This window comes from Congregibacter variabilis (assembly GCF_045689235.1).
Classification (GTDB): domain Bacteria; phylum Pseudomonadota; class Gammaproteobacteria; order Pseudomonadales; family Halieaceae; genus Congregibacter; species Congregibacter variabilis.
In genome coordinates this window covers 593,350-609,557 of sequence record NZ_CP136864.1, presented here as the reverse complement: position 1 = coordinate 609,557, position 16,208 = coordinate 593,350, and the positions used below count along the sequence as shown (strand labels likewise).

Annotated in this window: 17 protein-coding genes; 16 read left to right on the top strand and 1 reads right to left on the bottom strand. The window is 55.6% G+C overall.

The features are described from left to right. Positions 1–2: 2 nt before the first annotated feature. The 15 genes from ureA to R0135_RS02715 are packed head-to-tail and all read left to right on the top strand — an operon-like array spanning position 3 to position 13,846. Positions 3–317: an urease subunit gamma gene (gene ureA, locus R0135_RS02785; RefSeq protein ID WP_407348742.1), complete on the top strand. Its 315-nt coding sequence runs from the start codon at positions 3–5 to the stop codon at positions 315–317. Further along, a complete protein-coding gene (locus tag R0135_RS02780; protein ID WP_407348741.1) occupies positions 314–619 on the top strand; it encodes an urease subunit beta in 306 nt (101 codons plus the stop codon). The genes ureA and R0135_RS02780 overlap by 4 nt, the downstream gene beginning before the upstream one ends. After that, on the top strand, positions 619–2,316 hold the full coding sequence (gene ureC, locus R0135_RS02775; protein WP_407348740.1) for an urease subunit alpha: 1,698 nt from the start codon (positions 619–621) through the stop codon (positions 2,314–2,316). The genes R0135_RS02780 and ureC overlap by 1 nt, the downstream gene beginning before the upstream one ends. Before the next feature lie 9 nt (positions 2,317–2,325). After that, positions 2,326–2,835 (top strand): urease accessory protein UreE, encoded by a 510-nt coding sequence (ureE, locus tag R0135_RS02770; RefSeq protein WP_407348739.1) that lies wholly within the window; start codon positions 2,326–2,328, stop codon positions 2,833–2,835. 30 nt (positions 2,836–2,865) lie between these two features. Continuing rightward, entirely contained in the window at positions 2,866–3,525 is a 660-nt protein-coding gene (locus tag R0135_RS02765; protein WP_407348738.1) for an urease accessory protein UreF, read from the top strand. A gap of 45 nt (positions 3,526–3,570) precedes the next feature. Further along, entirely contained in the window at positions 3,571–4,194 is a 624-nt protein-coding gene (gene ureG / locus R0135_RS02760; RefSeq protein WP_407348737.1) for an urease accessory protein UreG, read from the top strand. Next, positions 4,191–5,663 (top strand): xanthine dehydrogenase small subunit, encoded by a 1,473-nt coding sequence (gene xdhA / locus R0135_RS02755; protein WP_407348736.1) that lies wholly within the window; start codon positions 4,191–4,193, stop codon positions 5,661–5,663. Before ureG ends, xdhA begins: the two co-directional genes overlap by 4 nt. Continuing rightward, complete coding sequence (gene xdhB / locus R0135_RS02750; protein ID WP_407348735.1) at positions 5,656–7,992, top strand: xanthine dehydrogenase molybdopterin binding subunit; 2,337 nt, start codon at positions 5,656–5,658, stop codon at positions 7,990–7,992. The genes xdhA and xdhB overlap by 8 nt, the downstream gene beginning before the upstream one ends. Next, positions 7,992–8,897: a xanthine dehydrogenase accessory protein XdhC gene (xdhC, locus tag R0135_RS02745; RefSeq protein ID WP_407348734.1), complete on the top strand. Its 906-nt coding sequence runs from the start codon at positions 7,992–7,994 to the stop codon at positions 8,895–8,897. Before xdhB ends, xdhC begins: the two co-directional genes overlap by 1 nt. Then, positions 8,894–9,931 (top strand): allantoicase, encoded by a 1,038-nt coding sequence (gene alc, locus R0135_RS02740; RefSeq protein WP_407348733.1) that lies wholly within the window; start codon positions 8,894–8,896, stop codon positions 9,929–9,931. Before xdhC ends, alc begins: the two co-directional genes overlap by 4 nt. Further along, a complete protein-coding gene (gene uraD / locus R0135_RS02735; RefSeq protein ID WP_407348732.1) occupies positions 9,928–10,428 on the top strand; it encodes a 2-oxo-4-hydroxy-4-carboxy-5-ureidoimidazoline decarboxylase in 501 nt (166 codons plus the stop codon). Before alc ends, uraD begins: the two co-directional genes overlap by 4 nt. Next, positions 10,425–10,766 carry a hydroxyisourate hydrolase gene (gene uraH / locus R0135_RS02730; RefSeq protein WP_407348731.1) on the top strand — a complete coding sequence of 114 codons (342 nt, stop codon included), beginning with the start codon at positions 10,425–10,427 and terminating at the stop codon, positions 10,764–10,766. The genes uraD and uraH overlap by 4 nt, the downstream gene beginning before the upstream one ends. Before the next feature lie 4 nt (positions 10,767–10,770). Further along, complete coding sequence (locus R0135_RS02725; protein ID WP_407348730.1) at positions 10,771–11,268, top strand: ureidoglycolate lyase; 498 nt, start codon at positions 10,771–10,773, stop codon at positions 11,266–11,268. After that, entirely contained in the window at positions 11,265–12,644 is a 1,380-nt protein-coding gene (gene guaD, locus R0135_RS02720; RefSeq protein ID WP_407348729.1) for a guanine deaminase, read from the top strand. The genes R0135_RS02725 and guaD overlap by 4 nt, the downstream gene beginning before the upstream one ends. Before the next feature lie 2 nt (positions 12,645–12,646). After that, positions 12,647–13,846, top strand: a complete 1,200-nt coding sequence (locus tag R0135_RS02715; protein WP_407348728.1) for a urate hydroxylase PuuD — start codon at positions 12,647–12,649, stop codon at positions 13,844–13,846. 19 nt (positions 13,847–13,865) lie between these two features. Here R0135_RS02715 and R0135_RS02710 read toward each other — a convergent pair whose 3' ends face one another. Further along, positions 13,866–15,233, bottom strand: coding sequence for an 8-oxoguanine deaminase (locus R0135_RS02710; protein WP_407348727.1), 1,368 nt, complete (start codon positions 15,231–15,233; stop codon positions 13,866–13,868). 152 nt (positions 15,234–15,385) lie between these two features. Between R0135_RS02710 and R0135_RS02705 the strand changes: the two genes are divergently transcribed. Beyond that, entirely contained in the window at positions 15,386–16,114 is a 729-nt protein-coding gene (locus R0135_RS02705) for an SIMPL domain-containing protein (RefSeq protein WP_407348726.1), read from the top strand. The last annotated feature ends 94 nt before the right edge of the window (positions 16,115–16,208 follow it).

Genomic DNA, 16,208 nt, shown 5'->3' with positions numbered 1-16,208 from the left:
AAGTGGAACTCAGCCCCAGAGAAAAAGACAAATTACTTTTATTCACCGCTGCGCTGGTAGCCGAACGCAGACGGGATCGCGGCCTAAAGCTTAACTATCCAGAGGCCCAGGCATTGATCAGTGCAGCGATCATGGAAGGCGCGAGAGACGGCAGAACGGTCGCTGAACTAATGAGCTTTGGCCGCACCATTTTGACGCGCGATGAGGTAATGGAGGGCGTCCCCGAAATGATCCAGGAAGTACAGGTCGAGGCAACTTTCCCTGATGGCACCAAACTCGTCACCGTCCATGATCCCATTACCGGGGGCGCATCATGATCCCGGGCGAAGTCATTACCGCCGACGGCGAACTGACCCTCAATGATGACCGCGAGCGCGTCAGCGTTTGTGTGGTCAACAGCGGCGACCGCCCTGTTCAGGTGGGATCGCACTATCATTTTGCGGAGACCAACCCCGCGCTAACATTCGACCGCGTCGCCGCGCGAGGGTTTCGCCTGGATATTGCGGCGGGTACTGCCGTGCGTTTCGAACCAGGCCAGAAACGAGATGTACAGCTGGTCGCTTTGGCCGGAGACCGTCGAGTCTATGGGTTTCGCGGCGACGTGATGGGAGAGCTCTGATGCGCAAGATCAGTCGCAGTGACTATGCGAGCATGTTTGGCCCGACGACCGGCGATCGCGTGCGACTCGCGGACTCGGAGCTGTTCATCGAGGTAGAAAAAGACCATACGATTTACGGCGAAGAAGTGAAATTCGGTGGCGGCAAGGTGATTCGCGACGGTATGGGGCAGTCTCAGGTGAGCTGCTCAGAATCGCCCGATACCGTGATTACCAACGCATTGATTCTCGATTACTGGGGCATCGTTAAGGCCGATGTTGCCATTAAAAATGGGCGCATTAGTGGCATAGGCAAGGCAGGCAATCCGGATATCCAGTCCGGCGTGGACTTTCCTATAGGACCGGGCACCGAAATCATTGCAGGCGAAGGCCAGATTCTTACCGCCGGCGGCATCGACGCGCATATCCACTTTATTTGTCCTCAACAGATTGAGGAGGCCCTAATGAGCGGTGTCACCACAATGATTGGGGGCGGCACGGGTCCGGCAACGGGTACCAATGCAACAACGTGCACACCAGGCCCCTGGCACATCGGAAAAATGCTGCAAAGCGCCGAATCCTTCCCTATGAACCTTGGCTTTCTAGGCAAAGGTAATGCCAGTCTGCCTGTGGCGCTGGAGGAGCAGCTGCGCGCCGGTGCACTGGGTCTAAAGCTTCACGAGGACTGGGGAACCACCCCCGCCTCCATAGATAATTGCCTCAGTGTGGCCGAGCGATTTGATGTTCAGGTGGCGATTCATACCGACACGCTCAACGAGTCGGGTTTTGTTGAAGACACGATCGCTGCTTTTAAGGGACGAACGATTCACACGTATCACACCGAGGGGGCCGGCGGTGGCCATGCACCAGATATCATCAAAGCCTGCGGCCTGCCCAACGTGCTGCCCTCATCGACCAACCCTACCCGCCCCTACACCATAAACACCGTAGACGAGCATTTGGACATGCTCATGGTTTGCCACCATTTGGACCCCTCAATACCCGAGGACGTTGCATTTGCGGACTCGCGCATACGCAAAGAGACCATCGCGGCCGAGGACATTCTTCATGATCTTGGCGCATTTTCGATTATTTCTTCTGATTCCCAGGCCATGGGCCGTGTGGGCGAAGTCATCTGTCGAACGTGGCAAACGGCGAGCAAAATGAAGTCGCAACGCGGCGCTCTTGGCTCTGGTGCTTCGGACAATTTCCGGGCCAAGCGCTACATCGCTAAATACACAATCAATCCTGCCCTCGCCCATGGAATAGCCCATGAGGTAGGTTCTGTGGAGGTCGGAAAGCTCGCCGACCTCTGTCTGTGGAAACCGGCCTTTTTTGGCGTCAAACCATCGCTAATCATCAAAGGGGGAGCAATTGCGGCAGCGCCCATGGGTGATCCGAACGCCTCGATTCCTACGCCTCAACCTGTACATTACCGCCCCATGTTTGGTGCCTTTGGTAAAGCCAGTCGCGCCACCAGTGTCAGTTTTGTGAGCGCAGCCTCTATCGACGCAGGTATTGGAGAGACCCTGGGGCTGGATAGGCGCCTGGTGGCGGTACAAGGTTGTCGCAGTGTGACTAAAGCGGATATGCGTCTTAACGATTACCAGCCCGTCATGGAGGTGGACCCGCAAACCTACGAAGTACGCGCCGACGGGCAGCTACTGACTTGTGAGCCGGCAACCGTGCTACCCATGGCACAGCGTTATTTTTTATTTTAGGACCTGTACATGGATGAATTAATGCTTGAGGCCTACCATCACGCCACTGCTTTTGACGGGGCCTGGCAGGATGAAGTGCACCTGGTTTTTTCCGAACGCGAGAAATCCCGTTACCGTACAACCACAGAGCGCGGTCAGGAACTGGGCTGGTTCCTGCCCAGGGGTATCGTTTTGAGCGACGGTGATGCCTTGCTTTGCGACAACAAGGAGATTGTATTGATACGTGCTGCGAACGAGTCCCTCACCGAGGCTTATAGCGATGATCCGCATCTTCTCCTGAGGGCGGCGTATCACCTGGGTAACCGCCACGTGAACCTGCAGATCCTTGCGGGCGCCTTGCGCTTTCCTCGGGACCACGTTTTAGAAGACATGCTCAAGGGATTGGGAATCGGTGTTCGAGCTATTGACGACGCGTTCACACCAGAGTCTGGAGCCTATGCCAGCGTCCCCAGGGAACATGCTGATGCACACTCACACGGTCATACTCACAGTCATTCCCATAGCCACACCCACAGCTGAACTTATTGCCAGAGATTGATTGACCCCACCATGATGCATTCGCAATTACACCTATTGCACTTATCCAGCCCTGCATTGCCCATCGGCGCCTATGCTTATTCTCAGGGCTTGGAGTACGCCATCGAGGCCGGATGGCTGGAGAACGAAGAGCTTTCTGCCTGGTTACGCGACGGACTTCAGCTCGGAGTGGCGCAATTGGACCTGCCGATTTTGCTGCGAGCCTGCGAGGCCTTAGCTGAAAATGACACGGATTCACTCAACGACTGGAACAGTCAGCTGTTGGCGAGTCGCGAAACGGCAGAGTTGCTCCTGGAGGATCAGCAGGTTGGGGCTGCGCTGCTTAGGCTACTCACAAGCCTTGAGACAACAGGCCTCCCTACCTTCAGACAAAAACCTGCCTATGCCATAGCCTTTGCCGTTGCCTGTCATCGCTGGGGCATCGAAACTGATGCGGCACTTCAGGGCTACGCCTATAGTTGGCTGGAAAACCAAATAACCGCAGCAACTAAACTGGTACCACTGGGGCAAACCGCGGCACAAAAAATGTTGTTAGCGCTTTTGAAAGAGATCCCGGAGGCCTGCGCTCACGCGATGACTGTCGATGACTCACAGATTGGCCTTAGTCTACCGGGCCTTGCGATGGCGTCTAGCCGTCACGAGCGGCAGCACACGAGACTTTTTAGGTCATGAATCACGCATGATCCAATGCTTGGATATCATAGAAGGAATTAAAGGATGAGTAAACCCGCATTGCGTGTCGGTATAGGCGGCCCGGTTGGTTCCGGAAAAACCGCGCTGGTACGTTTGCTGTGCCAGCATCTTAGGGACCGTTACAGCATCGGCGTGATCACCAATGACATTTATACCCGCGAAGACGCCGAGTTTTTATTGCGTCACGAAGCGCTTGAGGGCGAGCGGATTCTCGGCGTCGAAACCGGAGGATGCCCCCACACAGCCATACGTGAGGATGCGTCTATGAACCTTGCAGCGGTAGATGAACTGCAGGGCCGATTCACCGACCTGGATGTGTTGTTTATCGAGAGTGGTGGAGACAATCTTGCAGCCACCTTCAGCCCGGAGCTGTCTGACCTTACCCTCTACGTAATTGATGTCTCTGCGGGCGATAAAATACCGCGCAAAGGTGGGCCCGGGATCACCAAATCGGACTTACTCATCATCAACAAGATCGATCTGGCGCCTCTGGTCGGTGCTGATCTTGATGTCATGGATCGTGACGCAAAAAAAATGCGGCTGGATCGCCCTTTCGAGTTCACTAATCTTAAAAGTGAGCAGGGCCTTGCGGCTGTTATCGACTTCATAGAAAGCCGCGGAATGCTCGGCAAGAGCAAGTCGGCGTGATCCGGTTTTTACATCAGGAGCGCGAGGTCGCTATTGAGGATGTACCTGCCGATACAACCGTCCTGGATTACCTTCGCGAGCACCGAGGGCTAATCGGTACCAAGGAAGGCTGTGCCTCCGGTGACTGCGGCGCCTGCACCGTCGTCCTCGCCAAAGCCACCGAACAAGGACTGCAGTATGTTCCGATAAATGCCTGCATCGCCCCCCTGGGAAGCATTCACGGCACACAGCTTATTAGCGTAGAGGACATTAAGGAGGGCGCCACCTGGCACCCGGTACAGCGCGCCATGATCGAATGCCACGCATCGCAATGCGGTTTTTGCACGCCCGGATTTGTGATGTCACTCTTCGCTCTGTATCACGCTGACATCAAAGGCGAACGTGAGGAGATTCTTGAAGCGCTGGGCGGAAACCTGTGCCGTTGCACTGGCTACCGCCCCATTATTGATGCGGCGGAGCAAGCTCTTGCTCACGTCGAAGATGACAAGTTTTCTCGTCGCGCTCAGGCCACCCTCGATCAGCTACGCGCCCTGAAGGACACAGAAAGTGAGACGGCTGCATTGGAATCGACCCACAGCCACTACTTTCGACCCGGCAACGCAGATCATGTTGCGCAGCTGCTAGCGCAACACCCTGAGGCACGCCTGGTGGCGGGCGGTACAGACCTGTTTTTAGAAAACACCCAGTCGCTCACCCCGCTGCCTGTTCTTATCGACGTCAGCGCAGCATCGGATCTCCATCACATTGACTGTGACACAGAGCATATGCGGTTCGGTGCCGCGGTAACTCACCGAGCTTGTCAGGCAGCCGTAATCACAGACTATCCGGAACTTACCGAACTGATTGAGCGCTTTGGCTCATTGCAGATTCGCTCTCAGGGGACGCTTGCAGGAAACATCGCCAATGCCTCTCCCATCGGTGACTGGCCTCCCGTGCTTTTGGCTCTGGGTGGCGCCATAGAACTGCGCAGCAGTGCAGGAACACGGTTAGTTCCGCTGGACGATTTTTTCCTGGAGTACCGCAAGACCGAGCAGCAAGCGGGCGAGTTTGTTGCCACCGTTATATTGCCCCGGCGCAAGAAAAACCTATTCCTGCGTGCTTACAAAATCAGTAAGCGTTTCGAAGACGACATATCTTCGGTCTGCGGCGTATTCGCACTTGGGCTAGAGGGCGACCGAGTAACAGAAGCCAAAGTCGCCTTTGGGGGTATGGCAGCAATACCCAAACGCGGAACATCGGTCGAGTTGGCGCTAACTGGCCTTGATTTAGTCAGTGACAGTATCGATGCAGCTGCCGCTGCGATCGCAAACGACTTTGAGCCCATCGATGATGCACGGGCGTCAGCACAATACCGACTTACAGTAGCCGCTCGCCTACTCACGCGCTTGCAACAGGAATACATAGGAGACTCAGCTACTCGAGTACACCCCCTAGGCATTAGTCAGGCCGGAGTCTCGTCCCATGGGTAAGTCAGCTAGCGAGAACACTCCACCGGTCGGTGCAGCTGGCCAGGTGATAGCGCACGAGAGCGCAGCCAAGCACGTGTCCGGCGAAGCCGTTTACATCGATGACATGATGGCTCCCCAGGGAACCCTGCATGCATATGTAGGCCTATCGAGCGTTGCTCACGGCGTAGTGTCGAGCATGTCCCTGGCGGCAGTTCGCAATGCGCCCGGAGTGGTCGATGTAATTACTCGAGACGACGTACCCGGCATCATCGACATTGGTCCGGTGTTCCCCGGAGATCCGCTGATGGTCGGATTGGGCGACACGGTTGAATTTCACGGCCAGGTGCTTTTTGCCGTCGCCGCGACCAGCTACGCAGAAGCTCGCCGCGCCGCACGTCTTGCCAAAATTGAGTACACACAGCTGCCTGCGTGTTTAAGTATCGAAGACGGTCTGGCAGCCAAGAACTTTGTCCGCCCTGCGCATTACCAGCGCCGCGGAGATGCCAGGAGCGCTTTGCCTAAAGCACCGCATCGCCTGCAAGGCGAGTTGCAGATCGGCGGCCAGGAACAGATGTATCTGGAAGGACAGGCATCGCTGTGCATCCCCGAAGAAGACGGAGGCATGCTGGTTTACTCATCAACTCAGAACCCCACCGAGGGTCAAAAGCTTGTCGCTGAAGTCCTCGGCGTAGACCTACATCAGGTCACAGTCGATACCCGGCGCATGGGTGGCGCGTTTGGCGGCAAAGAAACCAATGCCAATCAATGGGCCTGTATCGCCGCTATTTTGGCTCGGCGGACGGGCCGCGCGGTGAAGCTTCGACTTGCCCGCGCTGACGACATGCGAGCCACGGGCAAGCGCCATCATTTTCTCAGCCGTTACGACGTCGGCTTTGATGATAAGGGCCAAATTGAGGCTTTGGATCTCATGCTCGCTGGTGGCTGTGGTATGTCTCCGGACTTATCTGACGCCATAGTGGATCGGGCCATGTTTCACAGCGACAACGCCTACTTTTTGCCCGAGGTCGAGATCGCAGGACATAGGGTTAAAACCCATACCGTCTCTAACACGGCCTTCCGTGGATTCGGCGGGCCGCAGGGCATGGTCGCGATTGAAGACATTATTGACGCTATTGCCCGCGACCGGGGCCTGGACCCTCTCGATGTCCGCAAACACAATCTCTACACTGCCAAAGGTAATAGAAACACCACGCACTACGGACAGCTGTTAGAGCAGGAAGTCCTGCCGCTGTTAATCGAGCGCCTTGAGAAGACCTCGGACTATCGAGCTCGACGAAAGTCGATCTGCGCTTTTAATGCCAGTAATCAGGTGTTGCGACGAGGTCTTGCATTGACCCCCGTAAAGTTCGGTATATCTTTTACCGTGCAACATCTGAATCAGGCGGGCGCGCTTATTCATGTGTACACCGATGGCAGTATCCAGCTTAATCATGGTGGCACAGAAATGGGCCAGGGCTTGTATACCAAAGTCGCCCAGGTCGTTGCCGAAGAACTACAGGTTGATATTGAACACATTCGCTGCACCGCCACGCGCACGGACAAGGTACCTAACACCTCGCCAACCGCCGCATCATCGGGTAGTGACATTAACGGTATGGCCGCGCTAGCGGCGGCGCGTAAGATTCGCAGGCGACTCACAAACTTTGCCTGCGAGCACTTTGCTGTTAGCCAAGAGGCTATACAGTTCTCTCGAAACTGCATCACGGTAGGAGACCGTAAATTCAGTTTTGCCGACTTTGTGAATCTTGCGTACCACCAGCGGATCTCACTGTCTGCCACGGGCTTCTATCGTACGCCGAAGATTCATTACGACCGCGAAACCGCAACCGGTCGACCTTTTTACTACTTTGCCAATGGCGCTGCGGTGTCCGAAGTGTTGGTAGACACGCTGACCGGGGAATACCGGGTAGAACGCGTTGATATTTGCCATGATGTAGGCAAGTCCTTAAATCCTGCCATCGACATTGGTCAAATTGAGGGCGGGTTCATTCAAGGCATGGGCTGGCTCACCAGCGAAGAACTCGCCTGGGATGACAGTGGACGCTTGGCCACCGTAGGCCCCGCGACCTACAAAATCCCTGCCATCGGCGACACACCGCCAATTTTTAATGTAGAGCTTCTTCCCGACAGTCCTAACGCAGAAGCGACCATTTTTCGCTCGAAGGCCGTCGGCGAGCCTCCATTGATGCTGGCGATATCTGTCTGGTCGGCAATTTCAGATGCGGTGGCCAGTCTCGCTGACTACCGGGTTCATCCAAAGCTGGATACGCCTGCAACCCCCGAGCGCGTTCTTATGGCCTGCGAAGCGCTTCGCCAAGGGTCCACGTGATGCTCAGTTCAAACGCACATTGGAGCGAGTGGGTCCGTGAGTACGAGTCACTGGACCGCGCCTATGTCATTATTACAATGCTGGGTGCTCGCGGATCTACGCCGCGGGACTCGGGCACCAAGATGGTCGTAGGAAAAAATGATTTCCATGGCACCATCGGCGGCGGTGAATTGGAGTTTCAGGCTCTAAAGCGCGCACAGACGATGCTCAGCGATGCACAGTCCGGTCAATGGGTAGAGAACTTTCCCCTGGGTGAAAAACTCGGGCAATGCTGCGGCGGCAGTACAAGCCTGCTCTTTGAGCACTTTGTTCCCGTATCACAAACAGTCTATCTCTTTGGAGCTGGCCATGTGGGTCGCGCTCTGGCTCCCCTGCTCGCCTCCCTGCCCCTGAAGATTCACTGGGTTGATACTCGTAGCCAGGAGTTCCCCCAGACACTCCCCCAGGGGGTTCATGCACTGCATCCTGAGGAGCCCCAGGACATCATCAGGGACTCCGCGCCCGGCAGCTACTACCTGATCATGACCCACCAACATCCATTGGACTATGCGCTCATGGAGAGCGCACTGAAACGAGAAGATGCGGCGTACATCGGCGTCATTGGTTCCAATAGCAAATGGCGTCGTTTTGAGCTGCGGCTTCAGCACCGGGGCTTTGCACAGAGCGCTATTGCGAGCATCCACTGCCCCATTGGATTATCTGCAGTGCCGGGCAAGCGCCCTGCGGAGATCGCCGTAGCGGTGGCGGCTGAGTTGATCGCGCACTATCATGCGCGCCGCGACGCGACTCCTGAGATTCAAGGCCCTGGCTGGAAGCAATTACAAGAGCAATTAAGCGCGTCAGACACCACATTCGACAATCCCAGCGATGCAAACATCGATGGCTTAATGGTAGAACCGAAATGAACGAAGACTTTGATCGGGACGCGATGGATGATTTCCAGTTCCGTTACATCAACTTACTGGCGGAACGCGTAGGTGGCCGTGCAATTAACTGCAGTGACCAATGGTTTGCCAGTTGTGACAATCTCATAAAACCCGGTCGGGGCGTATTCAAGGCCGGCGAGTTTACCGATAAAGGCCAATGGATGGATGGCTGGGAGTCTCGCCGAAGCTTCGGACGGCAGTTCCGCATGAGCCAACTGGACCACGACTGGTGCGTCCTGCGTTTAGGTTTTGCGGGGCGTATTCACGGAGTCGACGTTGATACACACCACTTTCGCGGCAATGCTCCCCTGCAGGTCGCGGTGGACGGTACCCACGTAAAGCTGGATCCCGAAGCCGATACCCAGTGGACAGAAATCATACCGTTGACAGACGTACTACCCGATGAGCAAAACCCTATTCCCTGTGATAGCGCTGAGCGCTGGACCCACCTGCGGCTCCGTATTTACCCCGATGGCGGAGTTGCACGCTTTCGTGCCTACGGTGAAGTCATGCCCGACCCGCAAGACTATCTCGAGAACGAGACGGTGGATTTGGCCGCAGTAGGCATTGGAGGCCGCGGCGTGGCGGCTTCGGATCAGTTCTTTAGCTCCACAGATAATCTGGTGATGCCGGGACGCGGCGTTAATATGGGCGATGGCTGGGAAACTCGCCGCCGTCGTGATGAATTCAATGACTGGGCGATTCTCAAGCTTGGCAAGCAGGGTACCGTGCGCAAAGTGATTCTTGATACAGCCCACCTGCGAGGCAACTTTCCGGATCGCTTTAGCCTGGAGGGCTGCTTCGAACCAGAGGCACAAGTGCCATCAGAAAGCGTGGTCTGGACTCCCATCATCAATCAGCAAAGTCTTTGCCCCGATCGTGAACATACCTATACGCGTGAAGTTGTGTGTCCCGAGGAGCAAAAGTTCAGTCATGTGCGTCTGAACATTTTCCCTGATGGTGGCGTAAGCAGATTACGGGTATTTGGTATCGCAGACTGGAACGCTCAGTGACTTTGGATGAATTCAATACACTGGACGCGCACGAGGCCTCACAGGCACTTCAACTGTGCTGCGTAAGTAAACAGTGGATAAACGGAGTACTACTTCAGCGGCCCTACAAGGATTTGGCGTCTTTGCGCCGCACCGCGAACAGCGTCTGGTCAAACCTCGCGCGCGAGGACTATCTGGAAGCGTTTGAAGGACATCCCAAGATTGGCGACGTCAATTCGCTTAAAGCCAAATATGCAAACAGCGGCGATCTGGCCGCGCATGAACAGTCAGGCGTTGCACAAGCCAGCCAATCATTGATTGAGCGACTGGCAAGCGGTAATCAGCGCTATGAGGAACGCTTCGGTTATATATTTATCGTTTGCGCCACAGGGAAGTCGGCACTGGAAATGTGTGAACTGCTGGAGCAACGTCTGAAGAATGATCCTGAGACAGAGCTGCAGATCGCGGCAGAAGAGCAACGAAAAATCCTGCAGATCCGGCTGGAGCAATGGCAATGAGTCAAATTACCACCCACATTTTGGATACCGCGCGCGGACAGCCTGCCGAGGGAGTGCCTTTGGCGTTGTATCAACAAGATGGAGAGCAGTGGACCCAACTCGGTGCGGGGGTCACCAATAGTGACGGGCGTGTTGCGGCTCTGTTGGACCCCAACAATAAGTTGCCTGCGGGTACTTATCGTATGCATTTCTCCACCGATGAATACTTTTCCACCCTGGGTCTGAGTGTTTTTTACCCCTATGTTGATGTGGTCTTCAATCTGGGCGACAGCGGAGAGCATTACCACATACCCTTATTGTTATCGCCTTTTGCTTACTCAACCTACCGAGGTAGCTAGCGCCTTGAAAGAGTTACAACTACAAGCTCTGTCGGCAGACGCCTTCGCACCTTTCGGCGAGGTGATCGATGGGCAGACGCCCTGCGAGCAGTACCCCATTAACGAAGGACTGACTCAGCGTCATCACGCACTGGCAGCTGTCGATTGTGCTCGCGAAGGCGGCGCTCCAGCCCTGAGCTTGTTTCGCGCTCAGGCCATAGCACCCGACTTCGTCCTGCGCAGTATGGAGCGTCACCCTCTGGGATCTCAGGCGTTTATCAATACCAGCGGCAACTCCTATGCCATCGTTGTCGCTCGTCCCGGCGCACTTGAAGAAGACGCCATAGAGGGGTTTTTAGCAACTGGCAGCCAAAGTATCAGTTATCACCGGGGCACCTGGCACCACTTTTTATTGGCGCTGGACTGTGCTTCTGACTTTGTTGTTGTGGATCGCATAGGCCCAGGCAATAACTGCGACGAGACCGAGTTGAAGCTACCCCTGCGACTCGCCCTACCCCGATGAGCCGGGTACTCCACCGTGGCAGCTTGCTGCATTTTCTCGATGATCCCCAGAAGGGGCTCAAAGAGAGCTACCAGTATTTTATTGATGGTGCACTTCTGGTAGAAAACGGCCACGTCACCGCCATTGGCGATGCACAGCAGCTTATAGAATCACTACCCAGCGACACTCAAATCCAGGAACATAAAAACGCATTGCTGGTGCCAGGGTTTGTGGATACGCACATTCACTACCCGCAGATGGACATCATTGGCGCGCACGGCGAGCAACTGCTGGAATGGTTAGATACCTATGTATTTCCTGTTGAAGCGAAATTTGCTGATATCGAGTACGCCCAGCAGGTCGCTCGACGTTTTCTCAAAGAGCTGTTGCGCAACGGCACCACCACAGCATTGGTTTTTGGCACCGTACATCCGCAATCGGTTGACGCATTCTTCAGTGAAGCACAGTCCCTCAATCTCAGAATGATTGCGGGCAAAGTCATGATGGACCGCAACGCGCCTGACAATCTTAAAGACACAGCCGAGAGTAGCTATCGGGACAGCAAAGCGCTTATCCAGCGCTGGCACGATCGCGGGCGCCTGCGCTATGCCGTCACCCCCCGCTTTGCGCCGACCTCGACGCCGGAGCAGCTAAAAGCAGCCGGTCAATTGCTTCGTGAGCATCCCGGCGTTTATCTGCACACCCACATGTCTGAGAACCTCAACGAAGTAGCTTGGGTAGAAGAGCTGTTCCCGCACTTGGATCACTATCTGCACAGCTATGACGATGCGGGGTTACTGGGTCGGCGCAGCGTGTTTGCGCACTGCGTCCACTTGAGCGAAGTTGAGTGGCAGCGAATGGCAGAGACACAGTCGAACATCGCTTTTTGTCCTACCTCAAACTTATTCCTGGGCTCCGGCTTATTCCCCCTGGCAAAAGCAGAGAGCTGCGGTGTTAATGTAGGTCTCGGCACGGACATTGGTGCGGGAACGAGCTTTTCGCTTCTAGAGACTATGGATGCAGCCTACAAAGTCCAGCAACTGCAGGGACATTCGCTGACTCCCTTTAAGAGCTTTTATCTAGCGACTCTGGGCGGCGCTCGAACCCTCGATCTTGAGTCCAAAATTGGAAACTTCATTCCTGGCAAAGAAGCGGACTTTCTGGTCCTCGATCTGGCTGCCACCCCGCTTCTCGAGCAACGAATGCAGCACTGTGAGGACCTCTTCGAAACACTCTTTGTACTATCAACGCTTGGCGACGATCGTTGCATACGGGAGAGCTGGATAATGGGCGAATGCAAACATCGCCGAGATGACTCGGCACTTTCAGAACCACAGCCGGCCCACACACACGATCAAAGCGATGGCAGTCAGAGCGCTGCGACAGGAACGAAGTAGCCATGGAAATCTACATTGTCGACTGGATTAGCCTCATTGTTCGCTGGCTGCACGTAATTACCGGAATAGCCTGGATAGGCGCATCGTTTTACTTCATGTGGCTGGACAACAGTCTGGAAGAGCCGCCCCAGTGGAAGAAAGACAAAGGCATTAAGGGTGATCTATGGGCGGTGCACGGCGGCGGCATCTACGAAGTTGCCAAGTACCAGGGCGCCCCCGAAAAAATGCCCGAGCACCTTCATTGGTTCAAATGGGAGGCCTACAGCACCTGGCTCACGGGCATGGTCCTGTTAGCGGTTATTTATTATCTGGGTGCAGAGTCCTATCTCATTGATCGTCGCGTTGCAGATCTGAATCAATTGCAGGCCATCGGTCTGGGGCTGGGCTTTCTTCTGGGAAGCTGGATAGCCTACACCGTGCTATGCATCAGCCCGTTAGCAAAGAACGGCTGGCTTCTTGCTGCAGTGCTGCTCACCCTGGGCGGCGCACTTGCCTGGGGCCTGTCCCAGTTCTTCAGTGGTCGGGGGGCATATATTCACTTTGGTGCGATTATCGGCACCATTATGGTGGGCAATGTCTTTCAGGTCATCATGCCGGGTCAACGCAAACTGGTAGGCGCCCTGGAGTCAGGAGAAACACCCAACCCGGACTGGGGAGCCCGGGCAAAACTACGCTCGACACACAACACATATCTCACTCTGCCGCTGCTGTTTATCATGATCAGCAACCACTACCCCATGACTTACGGGCACGCCTTTAACTGGGCAGTTCTCTTGGCGATAGTGGTGATTACTGCGGTATCCAGGCAGTACTTTGTACTCAGGCACGTGCATATCCATCGCCCTGCAATACTCGGTGCTGCTATCGCTGCGACGGTCATACTGGCGGTGTGGATAGCGCCGAAGCCTGCTGTCACCACGGGCAGCGCTTTAGCCGCTGACAAACTGGCCATGCGGGCTCAGAGCATCATTGGAGAGCGCTGTAGCAGCTGTCACGCTGCCATGCCTACAGACGAGGTATTCACCACGCCTCCCGGGGGAGTCATGCTCGATAGCGTGGAGCAGATGCAGCAATGGGCGCCACGTATAAAGGCACGAAGCATCGATAGCCATGACATGCCGTTCATGAACAAAACCAATATGACGGATGAAGAGCGCGCCATCGTGGCGCAGTGGATTAGCGCGGGAAGCCCAGCTACCTAATTGCCCGAAGGGTAGCTTTTCACGAGGCGCGTTGGCCGTTCGCCAGGCGCTCAGCCATCCCCCTATGCACCTCCAGTAGAGGCATCAGGTCGATACCACCGAGCACCCCTTGATCAACAAGCACATCGCCGCCGACCACCGTGTAGGCCGCCACTGAGCTGTAGCACAGCAACAGACTCGCTACGGGGTCATGAACAGCCCCGGCATGCCAGAGGTCGTTTACGGCGAAAGCTGCGCAGTCAGCCTGGTATCCGATACTCAGCTGACCAATTTCGCCCTCACGCCCCAACGCGCGAGCGCCACCTCGCGTAGCGACGTTGAGCATGTCACGAACTGCACAGCCGTCTGCGCCCTCTTTGAGGCGTTGTAGCAGCATCGCCTGCCGCGCTTCGGAAAGAAAATGACCACTATCGTTAGACGAGGAGCCATCTACACCAATACCCACATTGACACCGGCGCGAAGCATGGGCATTACCGGGGCGATTCCCGAAGCCAAGCGCATATTAGAGCAGGGGCAGTGGGCTACGCTGGTGCCGGTACTGGCGAAACGCTGTATGTCTTGGTCATCAAGCTGGACACAATGCGCATGCCAGACATCGTGACCCAGCCAACCAAGGTCTTCGGCATATTCCCCGGGCGTCATGTTAAACCGCTCCCGACTATAGGCGACGTCTTCAACATTTTCGGCTAGATGCGTGTGCAGACGAACGCCATGGGTACGTGCCATATCCGCCGACTCACGCATCAGTTCACGACTCACAGAGAATGGCGAACACGGCGCTAAGGCCACCTGAACCCGTGAGCTGGCGCAGGCATCATGATGAGCATTGATCAATCGCTCGCTGTCAGCAAGGATACGGTCTTCGCTCTCCACCAGGCTGTCCGGTGGAAGACCACCAGCCGATTGGCCAAGGCTCATGCTGCCGCGCAGGGCGTGAAAGCGGATACCGGTCTCCCCCGCCGCCGCTATGCTGTCGTCTAATCGACTGCCATTAGGAAATATGTATTGATGATCAGAGCTGGTGGTACATCCAGAGAGCAGTAACTCCGAAAGCCCGATAATTGCCGACACCCTAAATGCCTCCGGTGTCAGGCGCTCCCATACCGGGTACAAGGCCTGCAACCAGCCAAACAAGGGCGCATTTTGGGCGTGCGGCATCAAACGAGTCAGGTTCTGATAGAGATGATGGTGCGTATTGACCATGCCGGGCATCAGTACGTGTCCCTTGAGGTCAATAACCCGGTCCGCGGTGTCCGGTAGCGAATCACTAGGGCCCACGGCCTCAATGACACCGTCTCGTGCAAACAGGCCTCCGTCAGCAATTTCTCGCTGTGCGTCATCCATGCACACCAAGACGTCAGCGTGTCGCATCAAAAGCGTTGTCACATTTATCCTCCCCGGCCCAATTGTGCATTATGTGGGTAGTGCCTGAGCGCTACCAGCCCCACTACCGCTATAGATAAAATGCCAGACAGACCATGGAACCCCTATCCCTCCATGGGGTCTCATGAAAGAACCGAATACAGGAAAATCCTCTTATGCAAACAGCTCGATCTTTTTTTATCACTGCCTTTACCGCTGTGTTGTTTCTGGCGCTTGCGACACCACTGACCGGCTTTGCGGATGACTACCAGCGCCGCATTGAAGTGATGGGTAAGTCAGAAATTCGTGTAGCTCCGGATATGGCCATGCTGCAGTTGGATGTTGTTACCGAGGATCAGAACGCAGCAGTCGCGCGGCGCGAAGCCGACGCCATCACTGCAAAAGCCCTGAAAGTTTTGCGAGAGGCTGGCCTGGCGGATGCGGATATCGATACCACCGGACTGTCCATAGCACCCCAGTATCGCTGGTTGAAGGACGAGCGTACCCAACAGCTCACGGGATACCGGGTATCAAGGAACATTTCAGTGCGCCTGCTGGAGCTAGATAGCCTTGGCGAACTCGTCACCAGCCTGAGCGACACCGGGATCAATCGTATGCAAGCCCCACATCTGGGACTGCAGGATGAAGAGAGCGTCTACCGCGGAGTTCTGGCGGCAGCAGCGGAAAATGCCAGAGAAAGGGCCAGTGTTATCGCAAGCTCCCTGGGCGAGGAGTTGGGCCCGGTGATGTCCGCCAGCACTCAGCGTGAATCCACCCCCCGCCCCATGCTCGTAGAACGCGCCATGATGGCTGCGGACTCCGCAGCTGCGTCTTCTGGCGAGAGCTATTCCGCGGGATATTTAAGCTATGCGGTGAGTATTCACGCGACCTTTGCATTGAAGTGACGAGCAAAACAGCGTCGAAGTTGTCTTAAATCGTGCTGATCAAGCGCTTTGACCTCACAAAGCATCACGCTACACTCGAAGCACCAACGAATCA